Source organism: Streptomyces purpureus (assembly GCF_014648195.1).
Classification (GTDB): domain Bacteria; phylum Actinomycetota; class Actinomycetes; order Streptomycetales; family Streptomycetaceae; genus Streptomyces; species Streptomyces purpureus.
Window position 1 is genome coordinate 91,508 of sequence record NZ_BMQQ01000004.1, and the last position, 21,789, is coordinate 113,296.

Here is a 21,789-nt window from a genome sequence, read left to right on the forward strand (position 1 = left end):
GGTGGGACGGTCTGCGAGAATTGATCCCGTGATCTCTCGAATCGATCTGCGCGGCGACGCCCTCCCCGAGGGTGGCGCACTGCGCGACCTGCTGCCCCGTGCCGAGTTCGACGTGGAAGCCGCCCTGGAGAAGGTGCGGCCCATCTGCGAGGACGTACGCCATCGTGGCTCGGCGGCGGTGATCGAGTGGGGGGAGAAACTCGACGGGGTGCGCCTCACGTCGGTCCGGGTGCCCGTGGAGGCCCTCACCGACGCCCTCGACCAACTGGATCCGGCCGTCCGCGCCGCGCTGGAGGAGTCCATCCGCCGCGCCCGCCTGGTCCACCGCGAGCAGCGCCGCACCACCCACACCACCCAGGTCGTGCCCGGCGGCACGGTCACCGAGAAGTGGGTCCCGGTCGAGCGCGTGGGCCTCTACGTGCCCGGCGGCCGGTCCGTCTATCCGTCCTCCGTCGTCATGAACGTCGTCCCGGCCCAGGAGGCCGGCGTCGAGGGCGTCGCCATCGCCTCGCCCCCGCAGAAGGAGTTCGGCGGCCTGCCGCACCCCACCATCCTGGCCGCGTGCGCGCTGCTCGGCGTCGACGAGGTGTACGCCGCCGGCGGCGCCCAGGCCATCGCCATGTTCGCGTACGGCACCGAAGGCACCGAGGACGAGGCCGGCTGCGCCCCGGTCAACCTTGTCACCGGCCCCGGCAACATCTACGTCGCCGCCGCCAAGCGCCTCCTCAAGGGCCGCATCGGCATCGACGCCGAGGCCGGCCCGACCGAGATCGCGATCCTCGCCGACGACACGGCCGACCCGGTCCACGTCGCCGCCGACCTGATCAGCCAGGCCGAGCACGACCCGATGGCCGCCGCCGTCCTGGTCACCGACTCCGAGGAGCTCGCCGCCGCCACCGAGCGGGAGCTCAAGACCCAGGTCGCCGCGACCAAGCACGTCGACGACCGGATCGTCCCCGCCCTCGCGGGCCGGCAGTCCGCGATCGTCCTCGTCAACGACCTTGAGGACGGCCTCAAGGTCGTCGACGCGTACGCCGCCGAGCACCTGGAGATCCAGACCGCGGACGCCGCTGCCCGCGCCGAGCGGGTCCGCAACGCCGGCGCGATCTTCGTCGGCCCCTGGGCCCCGGTCTCCCTCGGCGACTACTGCGCCGGCTCCAACCACGTCCTGCCCACCGGCGGCTGCGCCTGCCACTCCTCGGGCCTTTCCGTGCAGTCCTTCCTGCGCGGCATCCACATCGTCGACTACACCCGCGACGCCCTCGCCGAGGTCACCCACCACGTGGTGACGCTGGCCGAGGCCGAGGACCTGCCCGCGCACGGCGCCGCCCTCAAGGCGAGGTTCGGATGGAAGGTCCCCCAGCAGTGACCGGCATCGACGACCTTCCCATCCGGGACGAACTGCGCGGCAAGTCGCCGTACGGCGCCCCGCAGCTCGACGTGCCCGTCCAGCTGAACACCAACGAGAACCCCTACCCGCTGCCCGAGCCGCTCGTCGCGCGGATCGCCGAGCGGGTCACCGAGGCCGCCCGCGGCCTCAACCGCTACCCCGACCGGGACGCCGTCGAGCTGCGCACCGCGCTCGCCGCCTACCTCACCCGGACCGGAAAGCACCCGGTTTCCGTAGGAAACGTCTGGGCCGCCAACGGCTCCAACGAAGTCCTCCAGCAACTGCTGCAGACCTTCGGCGGACCCGGCCGTACGGCCATCGGTTTCGAGCCGTCCTACTCGATGCACGCGCTGATCGCGCGCGGCACCGGCACCGGCTGGATCTCCGGACCCCGTAACGACGACTTCCGCGTAGACCTCGCCGCCGCCGAGAAGGCGATCGCCGAGAACCGGCCGGACGTCGTCTTCATCACCTCGCCCAACAACCCCACCGGCACCGCGGTGGAGGCCGAGACGGTCCTCGCGCTGTACGAGGCCGCCCAGGCCGCCAAGCCGTCCCTGGTGGTCGTGGACGAGGCCTATGTCGAGTTCAGCCACCGCGACTCGCTGCTGCCGCTCATCGAGGGCCGCCCGAATCTGGTGATCTCCCGCACGATGTCCAAGGCCTTCGGCGCCGCGGGGCTCCGCCTGGGCTACCTCGCCGCGCACCCGGCCGTGGTCGACGCCGTGCAGCTCGTACGGCTGCCGTACCACCTGTCGGCCGTCACCCAGGCCACCGCGCTGGCCGCCCTGGAGCACACCGACACCCTCCTCGGCTACGTGGAGCAGCTGAAGTCGGAACGGGACCGGCTGGTCACCGAGCTGCGGGCGATCGGCTGCGAAGTCACGCCGTCCGACGCGAACTTCGTCCAGTTCGGGAAGTTCGACGACTCCCACGCCGCCTGGCAGCGGATCCTCGACCAGGGCGTCCTGGTCCGGGACAACGCCGTACCGGGATGGCTGCGGGTCACCGCCGGCACCCCCGAAGAGAACGACGCGTTCCTCGATGCGGTTCGCGCAATCAAGAAGGAGCAGAGCTCATGAGCCGCGTAGGACGGGTCGAGCGCACCACCAAGGAGACCTCCGTCGTCGTCGAGATAGACCTCGACGGCACCGGAAAGGTCGATGTGTCGACAGGTGTCGGCTTCTACGACCACATGCTCGACCAACTCGGCCGCCACGGCCTGTTCGACCTCACGGTCAAGACCGACGGCGATCTGCACATCGACACGCACCACACCATCGAGGACACCGCCCTCGCGCTCGGCGCCGCCTTCCGGCAGGCGCTCGGCGACAAGGTCGGCATCTACCGCTTCGGCAACTGCACGGTCCCGCTGGACGAGTCCCTCGCCCAGGTCACCGTCGACCTCTCCGGCCGCCCCTACCTGGTGCACACCGAGCCGGAGAACATGGCGCCGATGATCGGCAGCTACGACACGACGATGACCCGGCACATCTTCGAGTCCTTCGTCGCCCAGGCCCAGATCGCGCTGCACATCCACGTCCCGTACGGGCGCAACGCCCACCACATCGTGGAGTGCCAGTTCAAGGCCCTCGCCCGCGCCCTGCGCTACGCCTCCGAGCGCGACCCGCGCGCGGCCGGCATTCTCCCGTCGACCAAGGGCGCGCTGTGAACGGCCTCTCGACCGTCCTGATCGTCGTCGGGCTGTTCCTCCTCGGTGGCGTGTACTCCTTCGTCAAGCAGCAGATGCCCAAGGGCCTGATCGTGCTCGTCTCCATCGGCGCCGCGATGTGCCTGGCGGCCGGGGTGCTGCGACTGGATGTGTGGTCATGACCAAGCGTGTCGTGGTGTTCGACTACGGTTTCGGCAACGTCCGCTCCGCCGAGCGGGCCCTCGCCCACGTCGGCGCCGACGTCGAGATCACCCGTGACTACGACAAGGCGATGAACGCCGACGGGCTCCTCGTCCCCGGCGTCGGCGCCTTCTCCGCCTGCATGCAGGGGCTCAAGGACGCCCGCGGCGACTGGATCGTGGGCCGCAGGCTCTCCGGCGGCCGCCCGGTCATGGGTATCTGCGTCGGGATGCAGATCCTCTTCGCGCGCGGGATCGAGCACGGCGTGGAGACCGAGGGCCTCGACGAGTGGCCCGGCACGGTCGAGCCGCTGCGCGCCCCGGTCGTCCCGCACATGGGCTGGAACACCGTCGACGCCCCCGAGGGCAGCGAGCTCTTCGCCGGCCTCGACGCCGGGACCCGCTACTACTTCGTGCACTCCTACGCCGTACGCGAGTGGGGCCTGGAGGTCACCAACCCGGCGATGCGCGCGCCTCAGGTCACCTGGGCCACGCACGGCGAGCCGTTCGTCGCGGCGGTCGAGAACGGCGCGCTGTGGGCGACGCAGTTCCACCCCGAGAAGTCCGGCGACGCCGGCGCCCAGCTCCTCACCAACTGGATCGGAACGCTCTGATGTCCCGCACGCTTGAACTGCTTCCCGCCGTCGACGTCCGCGACGGCCAGGCCGTCCGGCTCGTGCACGGCGAGTCCGGTACGGAGACCTCCTACGGCTCCCCGCTGGAGGCCGCCCTCGCCTGGCAGCGCGCGGGCGCCGAGTGGCTGCACCTGGTCGACCTGGACGCCGCGTTCGGCACCGGCGACAACCGTGCCCTGGTCGCCGAGGTGACCGCCGCGATGGACATCAAGGTCGAGCTCTCCGGCGGCATCCGCGACGACGCCACGCTCGCCGCGGCCCTCGCCACCGGCTGCACCCGGGTCAACCTCGGCACCGCCGCCCTGGAGACCCCCGAGTGGGTCGCCAAGGTCATCGCCGAGCACGGCGACAAGATCGCGGTCGGTCTGGACGTACGCGGCACGACCCTGCGCGGCCGTGGCTGGACCCGTGACGGCGGCGACCTGTACGAGACGCTGGCCCGGCTCGACTCCGAGGGCTGCGCCCGCTACGTCGTCACCGACATCGCCAAGGACGGCACCCTCCAGGGCCCCAACCTGGAGCTGCTGAAGAACGTCTGCGCCGCCACCGACAGGCCGGTCGTCGCCTCCGGCGGCGTCTCCTCGCTGGACGATCTGCGGGCCCTGTCCGCGCTGGTCCCGCAGGGTGTCGAGGGCGCGATCGTCGGCAAGGCGCTGTACGCCAAGGCGTTCACCCTGGAAGAGGCGCTCGCGGCGGTGGCGTCATGAGCGAGGTGCGGCGTTTCCAGAGCGGCAGCCCCTGGGAGGACGCGTTCGGCTTCGCCCGCGCCGTCGCCGCGGGCGACCGGGTGATCGTCGGCGGCACGACGTCCTTCAAGGGCACCGTCCTGTACGGCGAGGGTGACCCGTACGAGCAGGCGAAGGTGGCCTTCACCTCGGCTCTTGAGGCCATCGCCGAGTTCGGGCTCACGGCGGACGCGGTCATCCGCACCCGCATGTTCCTGACGCACGTACGGGACATCGACGCGGTGGGCCGGGCCCACCAGGAGCTCTTCGACTCCGTACGCCCCGTGGCGACCCTGATGGTGGTCGAGGGCTTCGTCGACCCGCGCATCCTGGTCGAGGTCGAGATCGAGGCCTACCGAGGGGAGGGGCGATGACACTCGCCGTACGGGTCATTCCCTGCCTGGACGTGGACAACGGCCGCGTCGTCAAGGGCGTCAACTTCCAGAACCTGCGTGATGCGGGCGACCCGGTCGAGATGGCCAAGCTGTACGACGCCGAGGGCGCCGACGAGCTGACCTTCCTCGACATCACCGCCTCCTCGGGCAACCGGGAGACCACCTACGACGTGGTGCGCCGCACCGCCGAGCAGGTCTTCATCCCGCTCACGGTCGGCGGCGGGGTCCGGGCCGCCGAGGACGTCGACAAGCTGCTGCGCGCGGGCGCGGACAAGGTCGGGGTGAACACGGCGGCGATCGCCCGGCCCGAGCTGATCCAGGAGATCGCTGAGCGGTTCGGCCGCCAGGTCCTGGTCCTCTCGGTGGACGCCCGGCGCACGGAGAGCGGTTCCTTCGAGGTCACCACGCACGGCGGCCGCCGGGGCACCGGCATCGACGCCGTGGAGTGGGCGCACCGCGCCGCCGAGCTGGGCGCGGGCGAGATCCTGCTGAACTCGATGGACGCGGACGGCACGAAGGACGGCTACGACACCGAGATGATCGCGGCCGTGCGCAAGCACGTCACGGTCCCGGTGATCGCCTCCGGCGGCGCCGGCCGGCTCGCCGACTTCCCGCCGGCCATCGAGGCGGGCGCGGACGCGGTCCTGGCGGCGTCCGTCTTCCACTTCGGCGACCTGCGGATCTCCGAGGTCAAGGGCGCGCTGCGGGAGGCGGGCCACCCGGTCCGCTGAACCGGCCGTTTCAAGGAGGGGGCCCCTGCGGGGGCCCCTTTCTTCTTTCGCCATATCCACAGGATTATTTGTGCAATTTCTGTTGCGCAAGTTTTCTTTCGTATCTACGGTCGTGGACATGACCTCGCCAGAGCGCCGGATCACCGATCTCGGCACCCTCAAGGCCATCTCGCACCCGCTGCGGATGCGCCTCTACCGCGCCCTCTTCGTGGCCCGCACCGCCACCGCCTCACAACTCGCCGACCAGGTCGACGAGGCCGTCTCCCTCGTCAGCTACCACCTGCGCAAGCTCGCCGACGGCGGCCTGATCGAGGAGGCCGAGACCCAGTCGGCCGACGGACGCGAGCGCTGGTGGCAGCCCAGCTCGTACGGCTTCAGCATCCACGACGAGGACCTCAAGGACGCCCCCGAACTCGCCGCGGCCAGCGCCGCCTTCGGCCGTACCCTCGGCGAGCAGCGCGCCGAGATGCACACCCGCTTCCTCGACGAACGGCACACCTGGTCCGACGCCTGGCGCTCCGCCGCGATCAGCTCCGAGTGGCTGCCCCGCCTCACCGCCGCCGAGCTCGCCGCCCTCGGCGAGGAACTGCACGCCGTCCTCAGGAAGCACGACCAGGCCGCCCGCGCAGCCGAAGCCGCCGGCGACACCGAGGGCCGCGAGAACGTCGCCGTCCACCTCCACGGCTTCCCCTACCGCTCATGACGGCCACACTCGCCGCCCAGACGGCGACCCGCCCCGCCCACCGCGACCCCAACGTCCTGCGCTGGGTGGCCGCCTACACCGCCTCCACCCTCGGCGACAGCGTCTACCACCTCGCCCTGTCCTGGGCCGCCGTACGTGGCGGCACACCCGCCGAGGCAGGACTCGTCCTGGCCGTCAGCGCCGTGCCGCGCGCCCTGCTCATGCTCGGCGGGGGAGTGGTCGCCGACCGCTTCGGCCCGCGCCGGGTCGTCGTCGTCTCCGACACCGTCCGCTGCCTGGTGGTCCTCGCGGTGGCCGCCTCGCTGTTCCTCTCCTCACCCGGCCTGTGGTTCCTCGCCGCCGTCGCCCTCGTCTTCGGCTGCGTCGACGCCCTCTTCATGCCCGCCGTCGGCGCCCTGCCGCCCCGGATCGCCCCACGCGACCAGCTCGCCCGCGTCCAGGGCCTGCGCGGCCTCGCCTACCGGGCCGGCCTCGTCCTCGGCGCCCCGCTCGGCGGACTCGCCGTCGCCCTCGGCGGAGCGGCCGCGGCGTTCGGGACGGCCGCACTCCTCTTCGCGTTCTCCCTGCCCCTGCTCCTCGCCCTGCGCGTGGCCCCCCTGCCCGGGGACCAGGCCGCGAACGCCGGCGGCACCGCCGTACGCGACCTCGCCGACGGCCTGCGCTACATCCGGCGCCACCAGGTCCTCGGCCCGCTGATGATCGTCATCGCCCTCAGCGACCTCTGCTTCGTCGGCCCGCTCAACGTCGGCCTCGCGCTCCTGTCCGACGCGCGCGGCTGGGGCGCCGCCGGCATCGGCTGGGTCCTCGCGGGCTTCGGCACCGGAGCCGGTGCCGCCTCGCTCCTTTTGACCGTCAGGGGCCGGATACCGCGCGCCGGAGCCGTCATGGCCTGGACCATCACGCTCGGGGCGGTCTCCATCGCCGCCCTCGCGTACGTCCCCCTGCTCCCGGTCGCCGTAGCCGTCGCCCTCTGCGTCGGCCTGCTCGCCGGACTCAGCGGCGCCCTGTGCGGCGCGCTCACCCAGACCGAGTGCGACCCCGCCTACCTGGGCCGGGTCACCTCCGTCTCGCACTTCTTCAGCCTCGGCGTCGCCCCGCTGAGCTTCCCCCTCACCGGCGCGGCCGTGGGCCTGTGGGGCCCCGGCCCCGTCTTCACCGCCAGCGCGGCGATCTGCGCGCTCGGCGGCGTGTACGCCCTGTCCGTACGGGCCCTGCGCCGGGCCGAACTGCCGCGCTAGACCCGCTCAGATCCCCAGCTGCTTCGTCTCGTGCAGCCGGTCGATCGCGTCCTTGTCACCCTCGATGTCCACCCGCGCAGCGTCCTGCCGGCCGAACGCGAACATGACCAGCTCACCCGGCTCACCGGACACCGTCACCACCGGCGTACCGCGGTGCGCCACCACCGTCTGCCCGTTCGGCCGGCGCAGCACCAGACCCACCGGCGCCCGGCGGCACAGCACCCTCGCCGACCGCTCAAGCCGCGCCCACAGCACGTCCGCGAAGACCGGGTCCAGCTCGCGCGCCGTCCAGTCCCGCTGCGCCCGCCGGACGTCCTCCGCGTGCACATAGAACTCGACCGTGTTCGCACCCTCGTCGACCTGTTTGATCGTGAACGGGGACATCCGCGGGGGACCCGTACGGATGAGCTGGATCAGCTCCTCGTACGGCTTCGAGGCGAATTCGGCCTGCACCCTCTCCAGCCGCTCCTTGAGCACCGGCAGCAGCACCCCGGCGGCCGCGTCGGGCCGCCTCTCGCGCACCACCACATGGGCCGCGAGGTCCTGGGTCTGCCAGCCGTCGCACAGCGTCAGGGCATCCGGGCCGGCCGCCTCCAACAGATCGGCGAGCAGAAGTCGTTCACGCTTGGCATGGGTCGACATGCCCGCCAGCGTACGACCGCCGGGGCCGGTCCGCCCAGTGGACGCTCCGCCGTCGTTGTCCGTGGCCCACGGCACAATGGCGTCATGACCAGCACGCCCAGCAATCTGGACCCGGCCATCGCCGCCCGCCTCAAGCGCAGCCCCGACGGCCTCGTGCCCGCCATCGCGCAGCAGTACGACACCGGCGAGGTGCTGATGCTGGGCTGGATGGACGACGAGGCCCTGCACCGCACCCTCACGACCGGCCGCTGCACCTACTGGTCCCGCAGCCGCGGGGAGTACTGGGTCAAGGGCGACACCTCCGGCCACGTCCAGCACGTCAAGTCCGTCGCCCTCGACTGCGACGCCGACACCGTCCTGGTCAAGGTCGACCAGGTGGGGGCCGCCTGCCACACCGGTGCCCGCACCTGCTTCGACGCCGACGTCCTCCCGCTGGGAAAGTAGCCGCATGGATCTCGACACCTTCCGCAAGCTGGCGGCCGATCGCCGCGTCATCCCGGTCAGCCGCAGGCTCCTCGCGGACGGCGACACCCCCGTCGGGCTCTACCGCAAGCTCGCCGCCGAACGCCCCGGCACGTTCCTGCTGGAATCCGCCGAGAACGGCCGCACAGCCCAGTTGTGGTCTCGCTACTCCTTCATCGGCGTCCGCAGCGACGCCACCCTCACCGTCAAGGACGGCCAGGCGCACTGGCTCGGCACCCCGCCGGTCGGCGTCCCCCTCGAAGGCGACCCGCTCAAAGCCCTGCGCGCCACCGTCGAGACCCTGCACACTCCCCGCGACCTCGTGGGGGGAATGCCGCCCTTCACCGGCGGCATGGTCGGCTACCTCGGCTACGACATCGTGCGCCGCCTGGAGCGCATCGGCGAGAGCACCCAGGACGACCTGAAGCTCCCCGAGCTGACCATGCTCCTCACCAGCGACCTGGCCGTCCTGGACCACTGGGACGGCACGGTCCTGCTCATCGCCAACGCGATCAACCACAACGACCTCGACACCGGCGTCGACGAGGCCTACGCCGACGCCGTCGCCCGCCTCGACGCCATGGAGGCCGACCTCTCCCGCGCCGTGGCCCAGACCCCGGCCGCGCTGCCCGACTCCGCCCTGCCCGAGTACACCGCCCTGTGGGGCGGCCCCGCCTACCAGGACGCCGTCGAGGACATCAAGGAGCGCATCCGCGCCGGCGAGGCCTTCCAGGTGGTCCCCTCGCAGCGGTTCGAGACCCCCTGCACCGCCTCCGCGCTCGACGTCTACCGCGTCCTGCGGGCCACCAACCCGTCGCCGTACATGTACCTCTTCCGGTTCCAGAACGGCTTCGACGTCGTCGGCTCCTCGCCCGAGGCCCTGGTCAAGGTCGAGGACGGCCAGGCCATGCTCCACCCCATCGCCGGCACCCGGCACCGCGGCGCCACCCCGCAGGAGGACCACGACCTCGCCGAGGAGCTCCTCGCCGACCCCAAGGAGCGCGCCGAGCACCTGATGCTCGTCGACCTCGGCCGCAACGACCTGGGCCGCGTCTGCGAGCCCGGCTCCGTCGAGGTCGTCGACTTCATGTCGATCGAGCGGTACTCGCACGTCATGCACATCGTCTCGACCGTCACCGGCCGGGTCGCCCAAGGCCGCACCGCCTTCGACGTACTCACCGCCTGCTTCCCCGCCGGCACCCTCTCCGGCGCCCCCAAGCCCCGCGCCATGCAGATCATCGAGGAGCTCGAACCCTCCAGGCGCGGCCTGTACGGCGGATGTGTCGGATATCTCGACTTCGCCGGCGACTCCGACACCGCCATCGCCATCCGCACCGCCCTCCTCCGCGACGGCACCGCGTACGTGCAGGCCGGAGCGGGTGTCGTCGCCGACTCCGACCCCGTCGCCGAGGACAACGAATGCCGCAACAAGGCAGCCGCCGTACTCCGCGCCGTCCACACCGCCAACCGGATGAACGGCGCCTGACGCCGTAGGGGATAGTGGGGTACGTGAGTGCCGTACCCGTACCCCAGCCCCGCGCCGCGCGCGCCGGAGCCGCCCGCGCCGCCACCGGCGGCCGGCGCAGCCTCGCCGCGGCCCTCGTCCTGGGCGGTGCCGGCGCCACCGTCGCGCTGCTCTCCTCGGGCCAGATCTGGGCCAAGGGCACGGCAGCGGTCGGCGGCGGCACCGTCCCGCTGGAAGCCTCCGGCGGCGACGTCACCGGCGTCCCCTCCGCGCTCGCCGTGGTCGGCCTCGCCGCCCTGGTCGCCGTCTTCGCCGTCCGCAGCGGCGGCCGGCTCCTCGTCTCCTGCCTGCTCGCACTGAGCGGCGCCGGCGCGGCCACCGCCGCCCTGCTCGGCGCCTCCGACAGCGCCGCCCTCGACGAGAAGGCCGCCCGCACCACCGGCGACACCGCCGCCACCGTCGGCGCGCTCACCCACACCGCCTGGCCGTACGTCACCGTCGGCGCCGGAGCGCTCATCCTCATCGCCGGACTGCTCGCGCTCCGCTACGGCAAGGCCTGGCCCTCCATGGGCGGCCGGTACGAACGCGACGGCGCCCCCCGCCCCCGCAAGGCCCCGGCGGCCGTCGACCCCGACCGCCCCGAGGACCTCTGGAAGGCGCTCGACCGCGGCGAGGACCCCACCCGCGAGGCCTGAGCCCGCCCCCCACCCCCAGATCACGCCCACGGCCCCCCGTACGGGACAATGGGCGGCGAGTGTCCGCATTCGGCGGGACCTCACCCAGCACCAGCAACGAGGAGCAAACTCATGGCGGGCAGCGCCCACGGACACACCCCGGCCGCCTGGACCGGTGTCACCATCTCCTTCATCGGCTTCTGCATCGCCGGAGTCTTCATGGTCGCGGCCAACCCGCTCGGCTTCTGGGCCGGCATGGTGGTCGTCCTGCTCGGAGGTGTCGTCGGCCTCGCGATGAAGATGGCCGGCCTCGGCATGCCCAAGGAGTCGGAGGCGTCGGTCCAGGCCCGCGCCGCGGCCGCGGCGCAGAGCGCGCCCTGAGGCCCTTCTCAGCCTCCTGTGAAGGCGCGGTCCGGCAAGGCCGGGCTGCGCCTTCGCGCGTCGACGGGGACAATCACCGGGTGGACGCCCAGCCTCAGCCCGTAGCCCCGCCGCCCGCCCCGCTGCCGGCGGCGCCCCCGCCGCTCGCCCGGCGGCTCGCCACCCCGCTCGCCACCCTCACCGCCGTCGCCGCCGCCTGGACGTACGTCGGCCTGGTCGACCCGAACGAGCCGGGCCACTACCCCGTCTGCCCCATGCTCCGCTTCACCGGCATCCTCTGCCCCGGCTGCGGCGGGCTGCGCAGCGCCCACGCCGTCGTCCACGGCGACATCGCCACCGCCCTCGGCGCCAACGCGCTCGCCGTCGCCGGCTACGGCGTCTTCGCCGTCCTGATGGCCCTCTGGCTGGTTCGGGCCGTCCGCGGACTGCCCGTACGGGTCACCGCGGGCCCCGTCTGGTGGTGGGCCCTGGGAGCCGTCCTGGTGATCTTCACCGTCGTACGGAACCTTCCCTTCGGGGCCGCCCTCGCCCCCTGAGCCGGTCGGAGAAGTCCCAGGTAGTGGGACGGTCGTCAACCGGATGCGGGCGCTTCGCCGTCCTGCGGATACCATCGAGATGGCTGATCCTGGCCCACATCGACCTACATCACCGTCCCGGAAGGGGGCCTCTCGCGTGAGTGTGCTCGACGAGATCATCGAAGGCGTACGCGCCGACCTCGCAGAGCGGCAGGCGCGGGTCTCCCTCGACGAGCTCAAGGAGCGCGCGGAGAAGGCGCCGCAGGCCAGGGACGGAGTCGCCGCCCTGCGCGGCGACGGCGTCCAGGTCATCTGCGAGGTCAAGCGCTCCAGCCCGTCGAAGGGCGCTCTTGCCGCGATCGCCGATCCCGCGGGTCTCGCCGCGGACTACGAGGCGGGTGGCGCGGCCGTCATCTCCGTCCTCACCGAACAGCGCCGCTTCGGCGGCTCCCTCGCCGACCTGGAGGCCGTCCGCGGCCGGGTCGACATCCCCGTCCTGCGCAAGGACTTCATCGTCACCGCGTACCAGCTCTGGGAGGCGCGGGCCTACGGCGCCGACCTGGCGCTGCTCATCGTCGCCGCGCTCGAGCAGGAGGCCCTGGTCTCCCTGATCGAGCGGGCCGAGTCCATCGGCCTCACGCCGCTGGTCGAGGTCCACGACGAGGACGAGGTCGAGCGGGCCGTCGACGCGGGCGCCCGCATCATCGGCGTCAACGCGCGCGACCTGAAGACCCTCAAGGTCGACCGCTCCACCTTCGAGCGCGTCGTACCCGAGATCCCGGCCGGCATCGTCAAGATCGCCGAGTCCGGCATCCGCGGCCCGCACGACCTGATCGCCTACGCCAACGCCGGCGCCGACGCGGTCCTGGTCGGCGAGTCCCTGGTCACCGGCCGCGACCCCAAGGCCGCCGTCGCCGACCTGGTCGCCGCCGGCGCCCACCCGGCCCTGCGCCACGGCCGGAGCTGACCCGACCATGCCCATCGCCGCCCGCCTCGCCCCCGGCTGCCGCCCCCGCGGCTGCCGGGCGCCCGCGCGGCGCGTGCACGGGCGACGCGTGCGGTACGTGATCGGCGACGAGCCGGGCCAGGTCAACGGCATGCGATGGTGCGCGCGCTTCACGCGCGCGATCTGACCCGTCCGTAAGCCCGTTGTGCCCACCCCCTGACGTGGTCCAGGGGGACGATTGCCCACACGGGACGGCGGCGGATCGCGCGCATAACGTCGCCATCGAACCGCACGTCACACGGGGCCCCGCCCCGCGAGGAGCAGTCGCATGTCCAGCGAGTTCTTCATTCCGGACCCCCAGGGTCAAGTCCCCAACGCCGAGGGGTACTTCGGCGCCTACGGCGGCAAGTTCATCCCCGAGGCGCTCGTCGCCGCCGTCGACGAGGTCGCCGTCGAGTACGAGAAGGCCAAGGCCGACCCCGCCTTCGCCGCCGAGCTGAACGACCTGATGGTCCACTACACCGGCCGGCCCAGCGCGCTGACCGAGGTCCCCCGGTTCGCCGAGCACGCGGGCGACGCCCGCATCTTCCTCAAGCGGGAGGACCTCAACCACACCGGCTCGCACAAGATCAACAACGTGCTCGGGCAGGCCCTGCTCACCAAGCGCATGGGCAAGACCCGGGTCATCGCCGAGACCGGCGCCGGCCAGCACGGCGTCGCCACCGCCACCGCCTGCGCGCTCTTCGGCCTCGAGTGCACCATCTACATGGGTGAGATCGACACCCAGCGCCAGGCGCTCAACGTCGCCCGGATGCGGATGCTCGGCGCCGAGGTCGTCCCCGTCGCCTCCGGCAGCCGCACCCTCAAGGACGCCATCAACGAAGCGTTCCGCGACTGGGTCGCCAACGTGGACCGCACCCACTACCTCTTCGGTACGGTCGCCGGTCCGCACCCCTTCCCGGCGATGGTCCGCGACTTCCACCGCGTCATCGGCGTCGAGGCCCGCCGCCAGATCCTGGAGCGGGCCGGCCGGCTGCCCGACGCGGCCGTCGCCTGCGTCGGCGGCGGCTCCAACGCCATCGGCCTCTTCCACGCCTTCATCCCGGACACCGACGTCCGCCTGATCGGCTGCGAGCCCGCCGGGCACGGCGTCGAGACCGGCGAACACGCCGCCACCCTCACCGCCGGCGAGCCGGGCATCCTGCACGGCTCCCGGTCCTACGTCCTCCAGGACGACGAGGGCCAGATCACCGAGCCGTACTCGATCTCGGCCGGCCTGGACTACCCCGGCATCGGCCCGGAGCACTCCTACCTCAAGGACACCGGCCGCGGCGAGTACCGCGCGGTCACCGACGACGCCGCCATGCAGGCCCTGCGGCTGCTCTCCCGCACGGAGGGCATCATCCCGGCCATCGAGTCCGCCCACGCCCTCGCCGGCGCGCTGGAGGTCGGCCGGGAGCTCGGCAAGGACGGGCTGATCGTGGTCAACCTCTCCGGCCGCGGCGACAAGGACATGGACACCGCCGCCCGCTACTTCGGGCTGTACGACGACACCGCCGAGGGGGACTCGAAGTGAGCGGCAACATCCAAATCCTGAGCGAGACCCTCGCCAAGGCGAAGTCCGAGAACCGGGCCGCGCTCATCGCCTACCTGCCGGCCGGGTTCCCGACCGTCGACGGCGGCATCGAGGCCGTCAAGGCCGTCTTCGACGGCGGCGCCGACATCGTCGAGATCGGCCTCCCGCACAGCGACCCGGTCCTCGACGGCCCGGTCATCCAGACCGCCGACGACATCGCCCTGCGCGGCGGCGTCAAGATCGCCGACGTGATGCGCACCGTCAAGGAGGCCTACGCCGCCACCGGCAAGCCGGTGCTGGTCATGACCTACTGGAACCCCATCGACCGCTACGGCGTCGAACGCTTCACCGCCGAGCTCGCCGAGGCCGGCGGCGCCGGCTGCATCCTGCCCGACCTGCCGGTGCAGGAGTCCGCGCTGTGGCGCGAGCACGCCGACAAGCACGGCCTCGCCACCGTCTTCGTCGTCGCCCCCAGCAGCAAGGACGAGCGCCTGGCCACCATCACCTCGGCCGGCTCCGGCTTCGTCTACGCCGCCTCGCTGATGGGCGTCACCGGCACCCGCGAGTCCGTCGGCGAGCAGGCCGCCGACCTGGTCCGGCGCACCCGGGCCACGAGCGAGCTGCCGGTCTGTGTCGGCCTCGGCGTCTCCAACGCGCAGCAGGCCGCCGAGGTGGCCGGCTTCGCCGACGGCGTCATCGTCGGCTCCGCCTTCGTCAAGCGGATGCTGGACGCCGACGACCACGCGTCCGGTGTGGCCGCCGTACGCGAACTGGCGGCCGAACTCGCCGAGGGCGTCCATCGCGATTCGTAGTCCGAACGGGTGGAAGTGGGACCGGGGAGGCACGCACGTGCCTCCCCGGTTCGTTTGCGAGGCGTGAGCGAGAAGAACCGTGATGCAAAGCGAAGCGCCCGGGAGCGGCTCCACGAGGAGCGCGAGCGGCAGAAGGCGCGCGAGAAGCGACGGCGTCTGCTGATCGTGTCGTCCGCCGTGGTGGGCGTGCTGGCCCTGGCCACGGTCGTCGGCGTGATCGCCGCCAACACCGGCGGCAAGGGCGCCGACGGTGACAGCGCCACCGGCCCCGTCGTCGCCCCCACCGGCGCCAACGGCGACGATCAGCTGGCGATCCCGACCGGCTCGCCCGACGCCCCGTCCACGCTCACGATCTGGGAGGACTTCCGCTGCCCCGCGTGCGCCTCCTTCGAGAACGGGTTCCGGGACACCATCCACGAGCTGGAGGCGGCCAAGAAGCTCAAGGTCGAGTACCGCCTCGCCACGCTCATCGACCGGAACATGGGCGGCAGCGGCTCCCTGCGCGCCGCCAACGCCGCCGCCTGCGCGCAGGACGCCGGAAAGTTCACGCCGTACCACGACGAGCTGTACATCAACCAGCCGCCGGAGCCCGACGACGCCTTCGCCAAGAACGACCGGCTGATCGAGCTGGCGGGCAAGGTCGAAGGCCTCGACACCCCCGCCTTCCGCAGCTGTGTGCAGGAGGGCAAGCACGACAGCTGGGTGGTGAAGTCGAACGAGGCCTTCCAGAAGAGCGACTTCCAGGGCACCCCGACCGTGCTGCTCAACGGAGAATCGATCTTCCCGTCGAAGGGGGACGAGCAGATCTCCCCGGAGAATCTGAAGAAGTGGGTCGACGAGGCCAACAAGACCCGGAAGCCGAATTCCCCCTCGCCCGGCTGACCCCGTTACTCAGACGTAGCCGGGTGCGGTTGCCGCTTCGCCCACCCGGCACGGTAGCGTCGGGTCTGCCATGGACCTTGCCTACATTCCCAGCCCGTCGACCGGAGTGATCCACCTCGGACCCCTCCCGCTGCGCGGCTATGCGTTCTGCATCATCATCGGTGTCTTCGTCGCCGTCTGGTACGGCAACAAGCGCTGGGTCGCCCGCGGCGGCAAAGCCGGCACCGTGGCCGACATCGCCGTCTGGGCCGTGCCCTTCGGCCTCGTCGGCGGCCGCCTCTACCACGTGATCACCGACTACCAGCTGTACTTCAGCGAGGGTGAGAACTGGGTCGACGCCTTCAAGATCTGGGAGGGCGGCCTCGGCATCTGGGGCGCCATCGCGCTCGGCGCGGTCGGCGCGTGGATCGGCTGCCGCCGCCGGGGCATCCCGCTGCCCGCGTACGCCGACGCCCTCGCGCCCGGCATCGCCTTCGCCCAGGCCATCGGCCGCTGGGGCAACTGGTTCAACCAGGAGCTGTACGGCAAGCCGACGGACCTGCCGTGGGGCCTGAAGATCACCGCGGGCGCGAACCGCGAGGCCGGGATCTACCACCCGACCTTCCTCTACGAGTCGCTGTGGTGCGTCGGCGTCGCCCTCCTGGTGATCTGGGCGGACCGCCGCTTCAAGCTGGGCCACGGCCGGGCGTTCGCGCTGTACGTCGCCGCGTACTGCGCAGGCCGCGGCTGGATCGAGTACATGCGGGTCGACGAGGCGCACCATGTGCTGGGGCTGCGGCTCAACGTCTGGACCGCGATCTTCGTCTTCATGCTGGCCGTGGCGTACATCGTGATCTCCGCCCGGGTGCGGCCCGGCCGGGAGGCGGTCGTGGAACCGCCGAGGGACGCGGCGGCCCCCGTCGAAGCGGGCAAGGACGAGGACGAGGACGGGGTGGAGGACGCCGCCCCGAAGACCGCCGATGCCGATGACTCCGCCGTGGAGCGGAAGGACAAGCCGGACCAGGCCGAGAACTCCGGATCGGGGTCGGCCGCCAAGGGCTGAGCAGGACATGGCCGTCGTACGGGGCCGCCGGACCACACAGGGTCCGGCGGCCCCGTCGTGTGTCCGGCAGTGGTGGCGGCCCGCGCGGGTTCGGCGAGCCTGGTACCTGCCAGGGCGGGGTGGGCCGTGGCGGGCATTGGCGGCGGCCCTGTCGTGTGTCGGGTCGCGGTGGCGGCGGCCCGCGCGCGGGTTCGGCGAGGCTGGCATCTGCCAGGGCGGGGTCGGCCGTGGCGGGCAAGAGGCGGGGGCAGGGGTGACGTCGGATCGCACGGTCCGGCGGGCCCCGGGCTTGTCACAGACGGTCGGCCAGGGTCAGGGTGCGGTGGGCGCAGGCCACCAGGGCCGGGTCGACGAAGCGGCCGTCCGGCAGGGCCTGGGCGCCCTCGCGGGCCGTCGCGGCGTGGACGATCTCGCGCGCCGAGGCGACCTCCTCCGGCGTCGGCAGGTAGGCCCGTTCGATGACCGGCAGCTGGCACGGGTGGATCGCCGCCCGGCCCATGAAGCCCAGCGCCCGGCCCCGCGCACAGCTCGCCGCGAGTCCCTCCAGGTCCCGGATGTCGGGGTGGACCGACTGGGCCGGCGGGGGCAGCCGGGCCGCGCGGGCGGCGACCACGACCCGGCTGCGCGGCCACAGCAGCCCGGCCTCGTCCCGTACGCCCAGGTCGGCGCGGAGATCCGCCTCGCCGAGAGCGATGCCCGCCACCGAAGGGTGGGCGGTGGCGATGGCATAGGCGTGTTCCACGGCGAGCGCGGACTCCAGCAGGGGGTGGAGCGCGATGCCCGGGGCAAGAGCGGCCGCGCGGTGGACCTGGGACGGGGTGGCGGTCTTCGGCAGCCGCAGGGCGGCCAGGCCTGGCAGGGCGCACAAGGCCTCGATGTCCGGCTCGGCGTGGACCCGGACATGGACCGGGACCTCATGGCGGGTGGTGAGCAGCTCGGCCGTGGCGGCCAGCGCGTACGCCTTGCGCTCGGGGGCCACCGCGTCCTCCAGGTCGACGATGACCACGTCGGCGCCGCAGGCGAGCGCCTTGCGGACCGTCTCCGGCCGGTCGCCGGGCACGTACAGCCAGGTCAGCGGGGTCGTCATAGGGCGCCTTCGGTGGCCAGGGAGGTGATCTCGGCGGGGCTCAGGCCCAGCTCGGCGAGGACGTCGGCGGTGTCGGCGCCGTGCGGGCGGCCCGGCCAGCGGATGGCGCCCGGGGTCTCGGAGAGCCGGAAGAGGACGTTCTGCATCCGGATGGTGCCCAGCTCGGGATCGGGGAGTTCGGTGATGGTGTCCAGGGCCTGGAACTGCGGATCGGCCAGCACGTCCCGGATGTCGTAGACCGGCGCGATCGCCGCCTCCGCCTTCTCGAACGCGGCCAGCGCCTCGTCGCGGGTGTGCCGGGCGATCCAGGAGCCGACGGCCTCGTCCAGGACGTCCGCGTGCGCGACCCGCCCGGCGGCGGTGGCGAACCACTCCTCGTCGATCAGCTCGGGCCGGCCGACCAGAAGCATCAGGCGTTCCGCGATCGACTGGGCGGAAGTGGAGACGGCGACCCAGGAGCCGTCGGCGGTGCGGTAGGTGTTGCGGGGGGCGTTGTTACGGGTGCGGTTGCCGGTGCGGGGCTGGACGTAGCCGAGCTGGTCGTACCAGAGGGCGTGCGGGCCGAGAACCGAGAGGATCGGCTCGATGATCGCCATGTCGACGACCTGCCCGCGCCCGGTGCGCTCGCGCGCGCTGAGCGCGGTCATCACGGCGTACGCGGTGGCCAGCGCGGTGATCGAGTCGGCGAGGCCGAACGGCGGCAGGGTGGGCGGACCGTCCGGCTCGCCGGTGATGGCGGCGAAGCCGCTCATCGCCTCGGCGAGCGTGCCGAAGCCGGGACGGTGCGCGTACGGACCGAACTGTCCGAAGCCGGTGACCCGGGTGAGGACCAGCCGGGGGTTGACGGTGGAGAGCTCCTCCCAGCCCAGACCCCACTTCTCCAGGGTGCCGGGACGGAAGTTCTCCACGACGACATCGGCGGTGGCGGCGAGCCGCAGCAGGGTGTCGCGGCCGCCGGGGGTGGACAGGTCGAGGGTGACCGTGCGCTTGTTGCGGCCCAGGACCTTCCACCACAGCCCGACGCCGTCCTTGGCGGGGCCGTGGCCCCGGGACGGGTCGGGCCTGCGGGGGTGCTCGATCTTGATGACGTCGGCTCCGAAGTCGCCGAGCATGGTGGCGGCGATGGGCCCGGCGAAGAGGGTGGCGAGGTCGAGTACGCGGAGTCCGTGCAGGGGCTGGGCGTCGGTGTGGGGGTGCGGCTCGGGCGGCGGCTGATGACGTGGCTGGGTCACAGGGCGTCCATTCGCGAGTTGGTCTCCATGTCGATCTCGGAGCGGTACGGCATCGACGTCGAGGCGCCCGGCCGCTGGACCGACAGCGCGGCCGCGACCGACGCCCAGGCCAGGGCGCCGGGCACCGGACGGCCCTCGCCGAGGGCGACGGCCAGGGCGCCGACGAAGGTGTCCCCGGCGGCGGTCGTGTCCACGGCCGTCACCCGCGGCGCGGACACCGTGACCGGAGGGGCCTCGCGGGAGGCGTACAGACTTCCCCGCGCCCCGAGCGTGATCACGACCTCGGGCACGACCCGCAGCAGCGCCTCGGCCGCCGCGTACGGGTCGGTCACGCCGGTGAGGGCGGCGGCCTCGTGTTCGTTGGGCACCAGCAGGTCGGTGGCGGCGACGAGTTCGGGCGGCAGCGGCTTGGCGGGCGCGGGGGTGAGGATCGTCCGTACCCCGAGGCGGCGGGCGGTCCGGGCGCCCTCCGTCACCACCGACAGGGGCAGTTCGAGCTGGAGGAGCAGCGCGTCGGCGTTGCCGATCAGGGCCTCGTCGCCGTGGGTGAGCGCGGTGACGGCGCCGTTGGCGCCGGGAATGACGACGATGGCGTTGCCCCCCTCGTCGTCGACGACGATGTGGGCGGTGCCGGAGGGTCCCTCGGCGGTGCGCAGAAGGTCCGTGTCGACGCCCGCGCCGTCCAGCGCGGCCCGGAGGCGTACCCCGAAGTCGTCCGTGCCGACCGCGCCGATCATCGACACCTCGGCTCCGGCGCGGGCGGCGGCGACGGCCTGGTTGGCGCCCTTGCCGCCGGGGACCGTACGGAACTCCCGGCCGGTGACGGTCTCGCCCCGGGCCGGGGCCCTGGCGACGTAGGCGACCAGGTCCATGTTGGTGCTGCCGAGCACGACGATGCTGGTCATACGGGGCGTACCTCCTGGAGGGTGAGTGTGGCGAGCGCGTCGAAGCCGATGCCGTCGAAGCCGCCGACGGAGGTGGCGAGCCGGTTCTTGAGCGGGTCCGTCCAGCGGGCGGGGATCCGGTCCGGGTGGCCGGCGAGCAGACCGGCGACCGAGCCGGCGGTGGCGCCGTTGGAGTCGGTGTCCCAGCCGCCGGAGACCGCGGAGCAGATGGAGCGGGAGAAGTCGCCGTCGGCATGGGTGAGGGCGGCGGCGACCAGAGCGGCGTTGGGGACGGCGTGCACCCAGTGGTACGCGCCGAGGGCGTCGTGGAGGCGGTCGGCGACGGTGTCGAAGTCCTGGTGGCGCCGGGCGGTGTCGATTCCGAGGCGGACGGCCTGGGCGAGACGCGAGCCGGGCGGTACGACGGTGAGACCGGCGGCGAGGCACTGGTGGACGTCGGCCGTGCCGGTCGCGGCGGTGGCGGTCACGGCGGCCGCGAACAGCGCCCCGTACAGGCCGTTGGCCGTGTGGGTGAGGGAGGCGTCACGGTAGGCCTGCGCGGCGGCGGCCCCGGGGTCGCCGGGGTGAGTCCAGCCGTGCACGTCGGCGCGGATCTGGGCGCCGATCCACTCCCGGAAGGGGTTGCGGACGACGGCGGTCAGCGGGGGCTCGATGCCGTCGAGGAGGTTGCGGTACGCGACCCGCTCGGCGGTGAACGTCCGCCCGGCGGGCAGCTCGTCGAGCCAGAGCCGGGCGACGTCGGCGGTGGTGAAGTCCGGCCCGTACCGCCGCAGGAGCAGCAGATTGAGCAGCGGGTAGTTGAGGTCGTCGTCCTCGGGCATCCCGTCGATGTTCTCGGCGAGCGAGGTCGGCGCGGAGCGTCTGTTCCAGGGGTACGTGGCGGTGAGCTCGGCGGGCACGCCGCGTGCGGTGAACCAGCCGACCAGGGGCCAGTTGCCGGCGGCCCGGGCCAGGGCGCGGATACCGGCCAGGGGCAGCTTCTCGACCGGCTTCCCCAGCAGACACCCCGCGGCCCGGCCGAGCCACGCGGCGTGCAGCGCGCCGCGGAGCCGGTCGTCCGCCGGACACGGTCCGGACGGCGGTGTCCGGGGCCAGTCCGGGCAGGCGGCGACGATCGCGCCGAGGCCGCCCGGCTCCCGGGGCGCGAGCGGGCTCGGAAGGGCGGCCAGGTCGGCGAGGAGCCGCTCGGCCAGGGGGCGCAGATGGGGCGCCGGGGTGAGGGAGGCGCCGGAGGCGGGCGGGGCGGGGTGGCCACCGTGGGAGAGCCACTGGAACTCGAGGGTGTGCGGGGCGCGCCCGTCCTCGTGTGCCTGGCGCAGCTCATGCGCGACGAGGTCCTCCGGCTGGACCCAGGTGAGACGGAGGGTCATGTGGGGTCCGCGAGGTTGGTGGGGCGGGCGGGGCCGACTGGGGTGGCCGGGTGGGCTGTGTCAGCGGGGGCGGTCGGGATTGCTGGGGTGGCCGGGTGGGGCGGCGCGTCGGCGGGGGCGGTCGGGAGGG

At 72.8% G+C, this 21,789-nt stretch carries 26 protein-coding genes; 21 read left to right on the forward strand and 5 right to left on the reverse strand.

All coding sequences use genetic code 11. The features are described 5' to 3' along the window. The first annotated feature begins 28 nt into the window (after positions 1-28). From hisD to IEZ01_RS07560, 10 genes are all read left to right on the forward strand, one after another. Entirely contained in the window at positions 29-1,369 is a 1,341-nt protein-coding gene (gene hisD, locus IEZ01_RS07515; RefSeq protein WP_019885495.1) for a histidinol dehydrogenase, read from the forward strand. Next, the gene (locus IEZ01_RS07520; RefSeq protein WP_019885494.1) at positions 1,366-2,472 is read left to right on the forward strand and encodes a histidinol-phosphate transaminase; all 1,107 of its coding nucleotides are present in this window, start codon (positions 1,366-1,368) and stop codon (positions 2,470-2,472) included. The genes hisD and IEZ01_RS07520 overlap by 4 nt, the downstream gene beginning before the upstream one ends. Further along, complete coding sequence (hisB, locus tag IEZ01_RS07525; RefSeq protein WP_189200583.1) at positions 2,469-3,062, forward strand: imidazoleglycerol-phosphate dehydratase HisB; 594 nt, start codon at positions 2,469-2,471, stop codon at positions 3,060-3,062. The genes IEZ01_RS07520 and hisB overlap by 4 nt, the downstream gene beginning before the upstream one ends. Beyond that, the gene (locus IEZ01_RS07530) at positions 3,059-3,223 is read left to right on the forward strand and encodes a CG2302 family histidine operon protein (protein WP_019885492.1); all 165 of its coding nucleotides are present in this window, start codon (positions 3,059-3,061) and stop codon (positions 3,221-3,223) included. The genes hisB and IEZ01_RS07530 overlap by 4 nt, the downstream gene beginning before the upstream one ends. Further along, a complete protein-coding gene (hisH, locus tag IEZ01_RS07535) occupies positions 3,220-3,855 on the forward strand; it encodes an imidazole glycerol phosphate synthase subunit HisH (protein WP_189200586.1) in 636 nt (211 codons plus the stop codon). Before IEZ01_RS07530 ends, hisH begins: the two co-directional genes overlap by 4 nt. Continuing rightward, positions 3,855-4,583 (forward strand): bifunctional 1-(5-phosphoribosyl)-5-((5-phosphoribosylamino)methylideneamino)imidazole-4-carboxamide isomerase/phosphoribosylanthranilate isomerase PriA, encoded by a 729-nt coding sequence (gene priA, locus IEZ01_RS07540; RefSeq protein ID WP_189200588.1) that lies wholly within the window; start codon positions 3,855-3,857, stop codon positions 4,581-4,583. Before hisH ends, priA begins: the two co-directional genes overlap by 1 nt. Continuing rightward, positions 4,580-4,975: a RidA family protein gene (locus tag IEZ01_RS07545; RefSeq protein ID WP_019885488.1), complete on the forward strand. Its 396-nt coding sequence runs from the start codon at positions 4,580-4,582 to the stop codon at positions 4,973-4,975. The genes priA and IEZ01_RS07545 overlap by 4 nt, the downstream gene beginning before the upstream one ends. After that, the gene (hisF, locus tag IEZ01_RS07550) at positions 4,972-5,727 is read left to right on the forward strand and encodes an imidazole glycerol phosphate synthase subunit HisF (RefSeq protein WP_019885487.1); all 756 of its coding nucleotides are present in this window, start codon (positions 4,972-4,974) and stop codon (positions 5,725-5,727) included. The genes IEZ01_RS07545 and hisF overlap by 4 nt, the downstream gene beginning before the upstream one ends. Positions 5,728-5,845: 118 nt before the next feature. After that, complete coding sequence (locus IEZ01_RS07555; RefSeq protein WP_189200590.1) at positions 5,846-6,430, forward strand: winged helix-turn-helix domain-containing protein; 585 nt, start codon at positions 5,846-5,848, stop codon at positions 6,428-6,430. Continuing rightward, positions 6,427-7,668 (forward strand): MFS transporter, encoded by a 1,242-nt coding sequence (locus IEZ01_RS07560; protein ID WP_189200592.1) that lies wholly within the window; start codon positions 6,427-6,429, stop codon positions 7,666-7,668. The genes IEZ01_RS07555 and IEZ01_RS07560 overlap by 4 nt, the downstream gene beginning before the upstream one ends. A 6-nt stretch (positions 7,669-7,674) precedes the next feature. Here the strand turns inward: IEZ01_RS07560 and IEZ01_RS07565 are convergent, their stop codons facing one another. Further along, positions 7,675-8,310 (reverse strand): TIGR03085 family metal-binding protein, encoded by a 636-nt coding sequence (locus IEZ01_RS07565; protein WP_028797421.1) that lies wholly within the window; start codon positions 8,308-8,310, stop codon positions 7,675-7,677. Positions 8,311-8,394: 84 nt separating this feature from the next. Between IEZ01_RS07565 and hisI the strand changes: the two genes are divergently transcribed. The 11 genes from hisI (at position 8,395) to lgt (ending at position 17,065) form a co-directional block, all read left to right on the forward strand. Continuing rightward, positions 8,395-8,754: a phosphoribosyl-AMP cyclohydrolase gene (hisI, locus tag IEZ01_RS07570; protein ID WP_019885480.1), complete on the forward strand. Its 360-nt coding sequence runs from the start codon at positions 8,395-8,397 to the stop codon at positions 8,752-8,754. Positions 8,755-8,758: 4 nt separating this feature from the next. After that, a complete protein-coding gene (locus tag IEZ01_RS07575) occupies positions 8,759-10,258 on the forward strand; it encodes an anthranilate synthase component I (RefSeq protein ID WP_189200594.1) in 1,500 nt (499 codons plus the stop codon). Positions 10,259-10,272: 14 nt separating this feature from the next. After that, positions 10,273-10,932 carry a TIGR02234 family membrane protein gene (locus IEZ01_RS07580; protein WP_019885478.1) on the forward strand — a complete coding sequence of 220 codons (660 nt, stop codon included), beginning with the start codon at positions 10,273-10,275 and terminating at the stop codon, positions 10,930-10,932. A 111-nt stretch (positions 10,933-11,043) separates the two neighbouring features. Then, positions 11,044-11,292: an HGxxPAAW family protein gene (locus IEZ01_RS07585; protein ID WP_019885476.1), complete on the forward strand. Its 249-nt coding sequence runs from the start codon at positions 11,044-11,046 to the stop codon at positions 11,290-11,292. A gap of 80 nt (positions 11,293-11,372) precedes the next feature. Continuing rightward, positions 11,373-11,828, forward strand: a complete 456-nt coding sequence (locus tag IEZ01_RS07590) for a DUF2752 domain-containing protein (RefSeq protein WP_019885475.1) — start codon at positions 11,373-11,375, stop codon at positions 11,826-11,828. 136 nt (positions 11,829-11,964) lie between these two features. Then, on the forward strand, positions 11,965-12,774 hold the full coding sequence (gene trpC / locus IEZ01_RS07595) for an indole-3-glycerol phosphate synthase TrpC (RefSeq protein WP_028797420.1): 810 nt from the start codon (positions 11,965-11,967) through the stop codon (positions 12,772-12,774). A 7-nt stretch (positions 12,775-12,781) separates the two neighbouring features. Beyond that, positions 12,782-12,940 carry a tryptophan biosynthesis modulator TrpM gene (gene trpM / locus IEZ01_RS07600; protein WP_019885473.1) on the forward strand — a complete coding sequence of 53 codons (159 nt, stop codon included), beginning with the start codon at positions 12,782-12,784 and terminating at the stop codon, positions 12,938-12,940. A 141-nt stretch (positions 12,941-13,081) separates the two neighbouring features. Next, positions 13,082-14,329 (forward strand): tryptophan synthase subunit beta, encoded by a 1,248-nt coding sequence (gene trpB / locus IEZ01_RS07605; RefSeq protein WP_189200596.1) that lies wholly within the window; start codon positions 13,082-13,084, stop codon positions 14,327-14,329. Further along, positions 14,326-15,141 (forward strand): tryptophan synthase subunit alpha, encoded by an 816-nt coding sequence (gene trpA, locus IEZ01_RS07610; RefSeq protein WP_189200598.1) that lies wholly within the window; start codon positions 14,326-14,328, stop codon positions 15,139-15,141. The genes trpB and trpA overlap by 4 nt, the downstream gene beginning before the upstream one ends. A 63-nt stretch (positions 15,142-15,204) precedes the next feature. Further along, positions 15,205-16,023 (forward strand): DsbA family protein, encoded by an 819-nt coding sequence (locus tag IEZ01_RS07615; protein ID WP_019885470.1) that lies wholly within the window; start codon positions 15,205-15,207, stop codon positions 16,021-16,023. A 70-nt stretch (positions 16,024-16,093) separates the two neighbouring features. Then, positions 16,094-17,065, forward strand: a complete 972-nt coding sequence (lgt, locus tag IEZ01_RS07620; RefSeq protein ID WP_028797419.1) for a prolipoprotein diacylglyceryl transferase — start codon at positions 16,094-16,096, stop codon at positions 17,063-17,065. A 292-nt stretch (positions 17,066-17,357) separates the two neighbouring features. Here the strand turns inward: lgt and IEZ01_RS07625 are convergent, their stop codons facing one another. The 4 genes from IEZ01_RS07625 to IEZ01_RS07640 are packed head-to-tail and all read right to left on the reverse strand — an operon-like array spanning position 17,358 to position 21,659. Next, a complete protein-coding gene (locus tag IEZ01_RS07625) occupies positions 17,358-18,152 on the reverse strand; it encodes an HpcH/HpaI aldolase/citrate lyase family protein (protein WP_189200600.1) in 795 nt (264 codons plus the stop codon). Beyond that, the gene (locus IEZ01_RS07630; RefSeq protein WP_189200602.1) at positions 18,149-19,384 is read right to left on the reverse strand and encodes a CaiB/BaiF CoA transferase family protein; all 1,236 of its coding nucleotides are present in this window, start codon (positions 19,382-19,384) and stop codon (positions 18,149-18,151) included. Before IEZ01_RS07630 ends, IEZ01_RS07625 begins: the two co-directional genes overlap by 4 nt. Further along, a complete protein-coding gene (rbsK, locus tag IEZ01_RS07635) occupies positions 19,381-20,289 on the reverse strand; it encodes a ribokinase (RefSeq protein ID WP_019885466.1) in 909 nt (302 codons plus the stop codon). The genes IEZ01_RS07630 and rbsK overlap by 4 nt, the downstream gene beginning before the upstream one ends. Continuing rightward, on the reverse strand, positions 20,286-21,659 hold the full coding sequence (locus IEZ01_RS07640) for an ADP-ribosylglycohydrolase family protein (RefSeq protein ID WP_189200604.1): 1,374 nt from the start codon (positions 21,657-21,659) through the stop codon (positions 20,286-20,288). The genes rbsK and IEZ01_RS07640 overlap by 4 nt, the downstream gene beginning before the upstream one ends. Between the last annotated feature and the right edge of the window lie 130 nt (positions 21,660-21,789).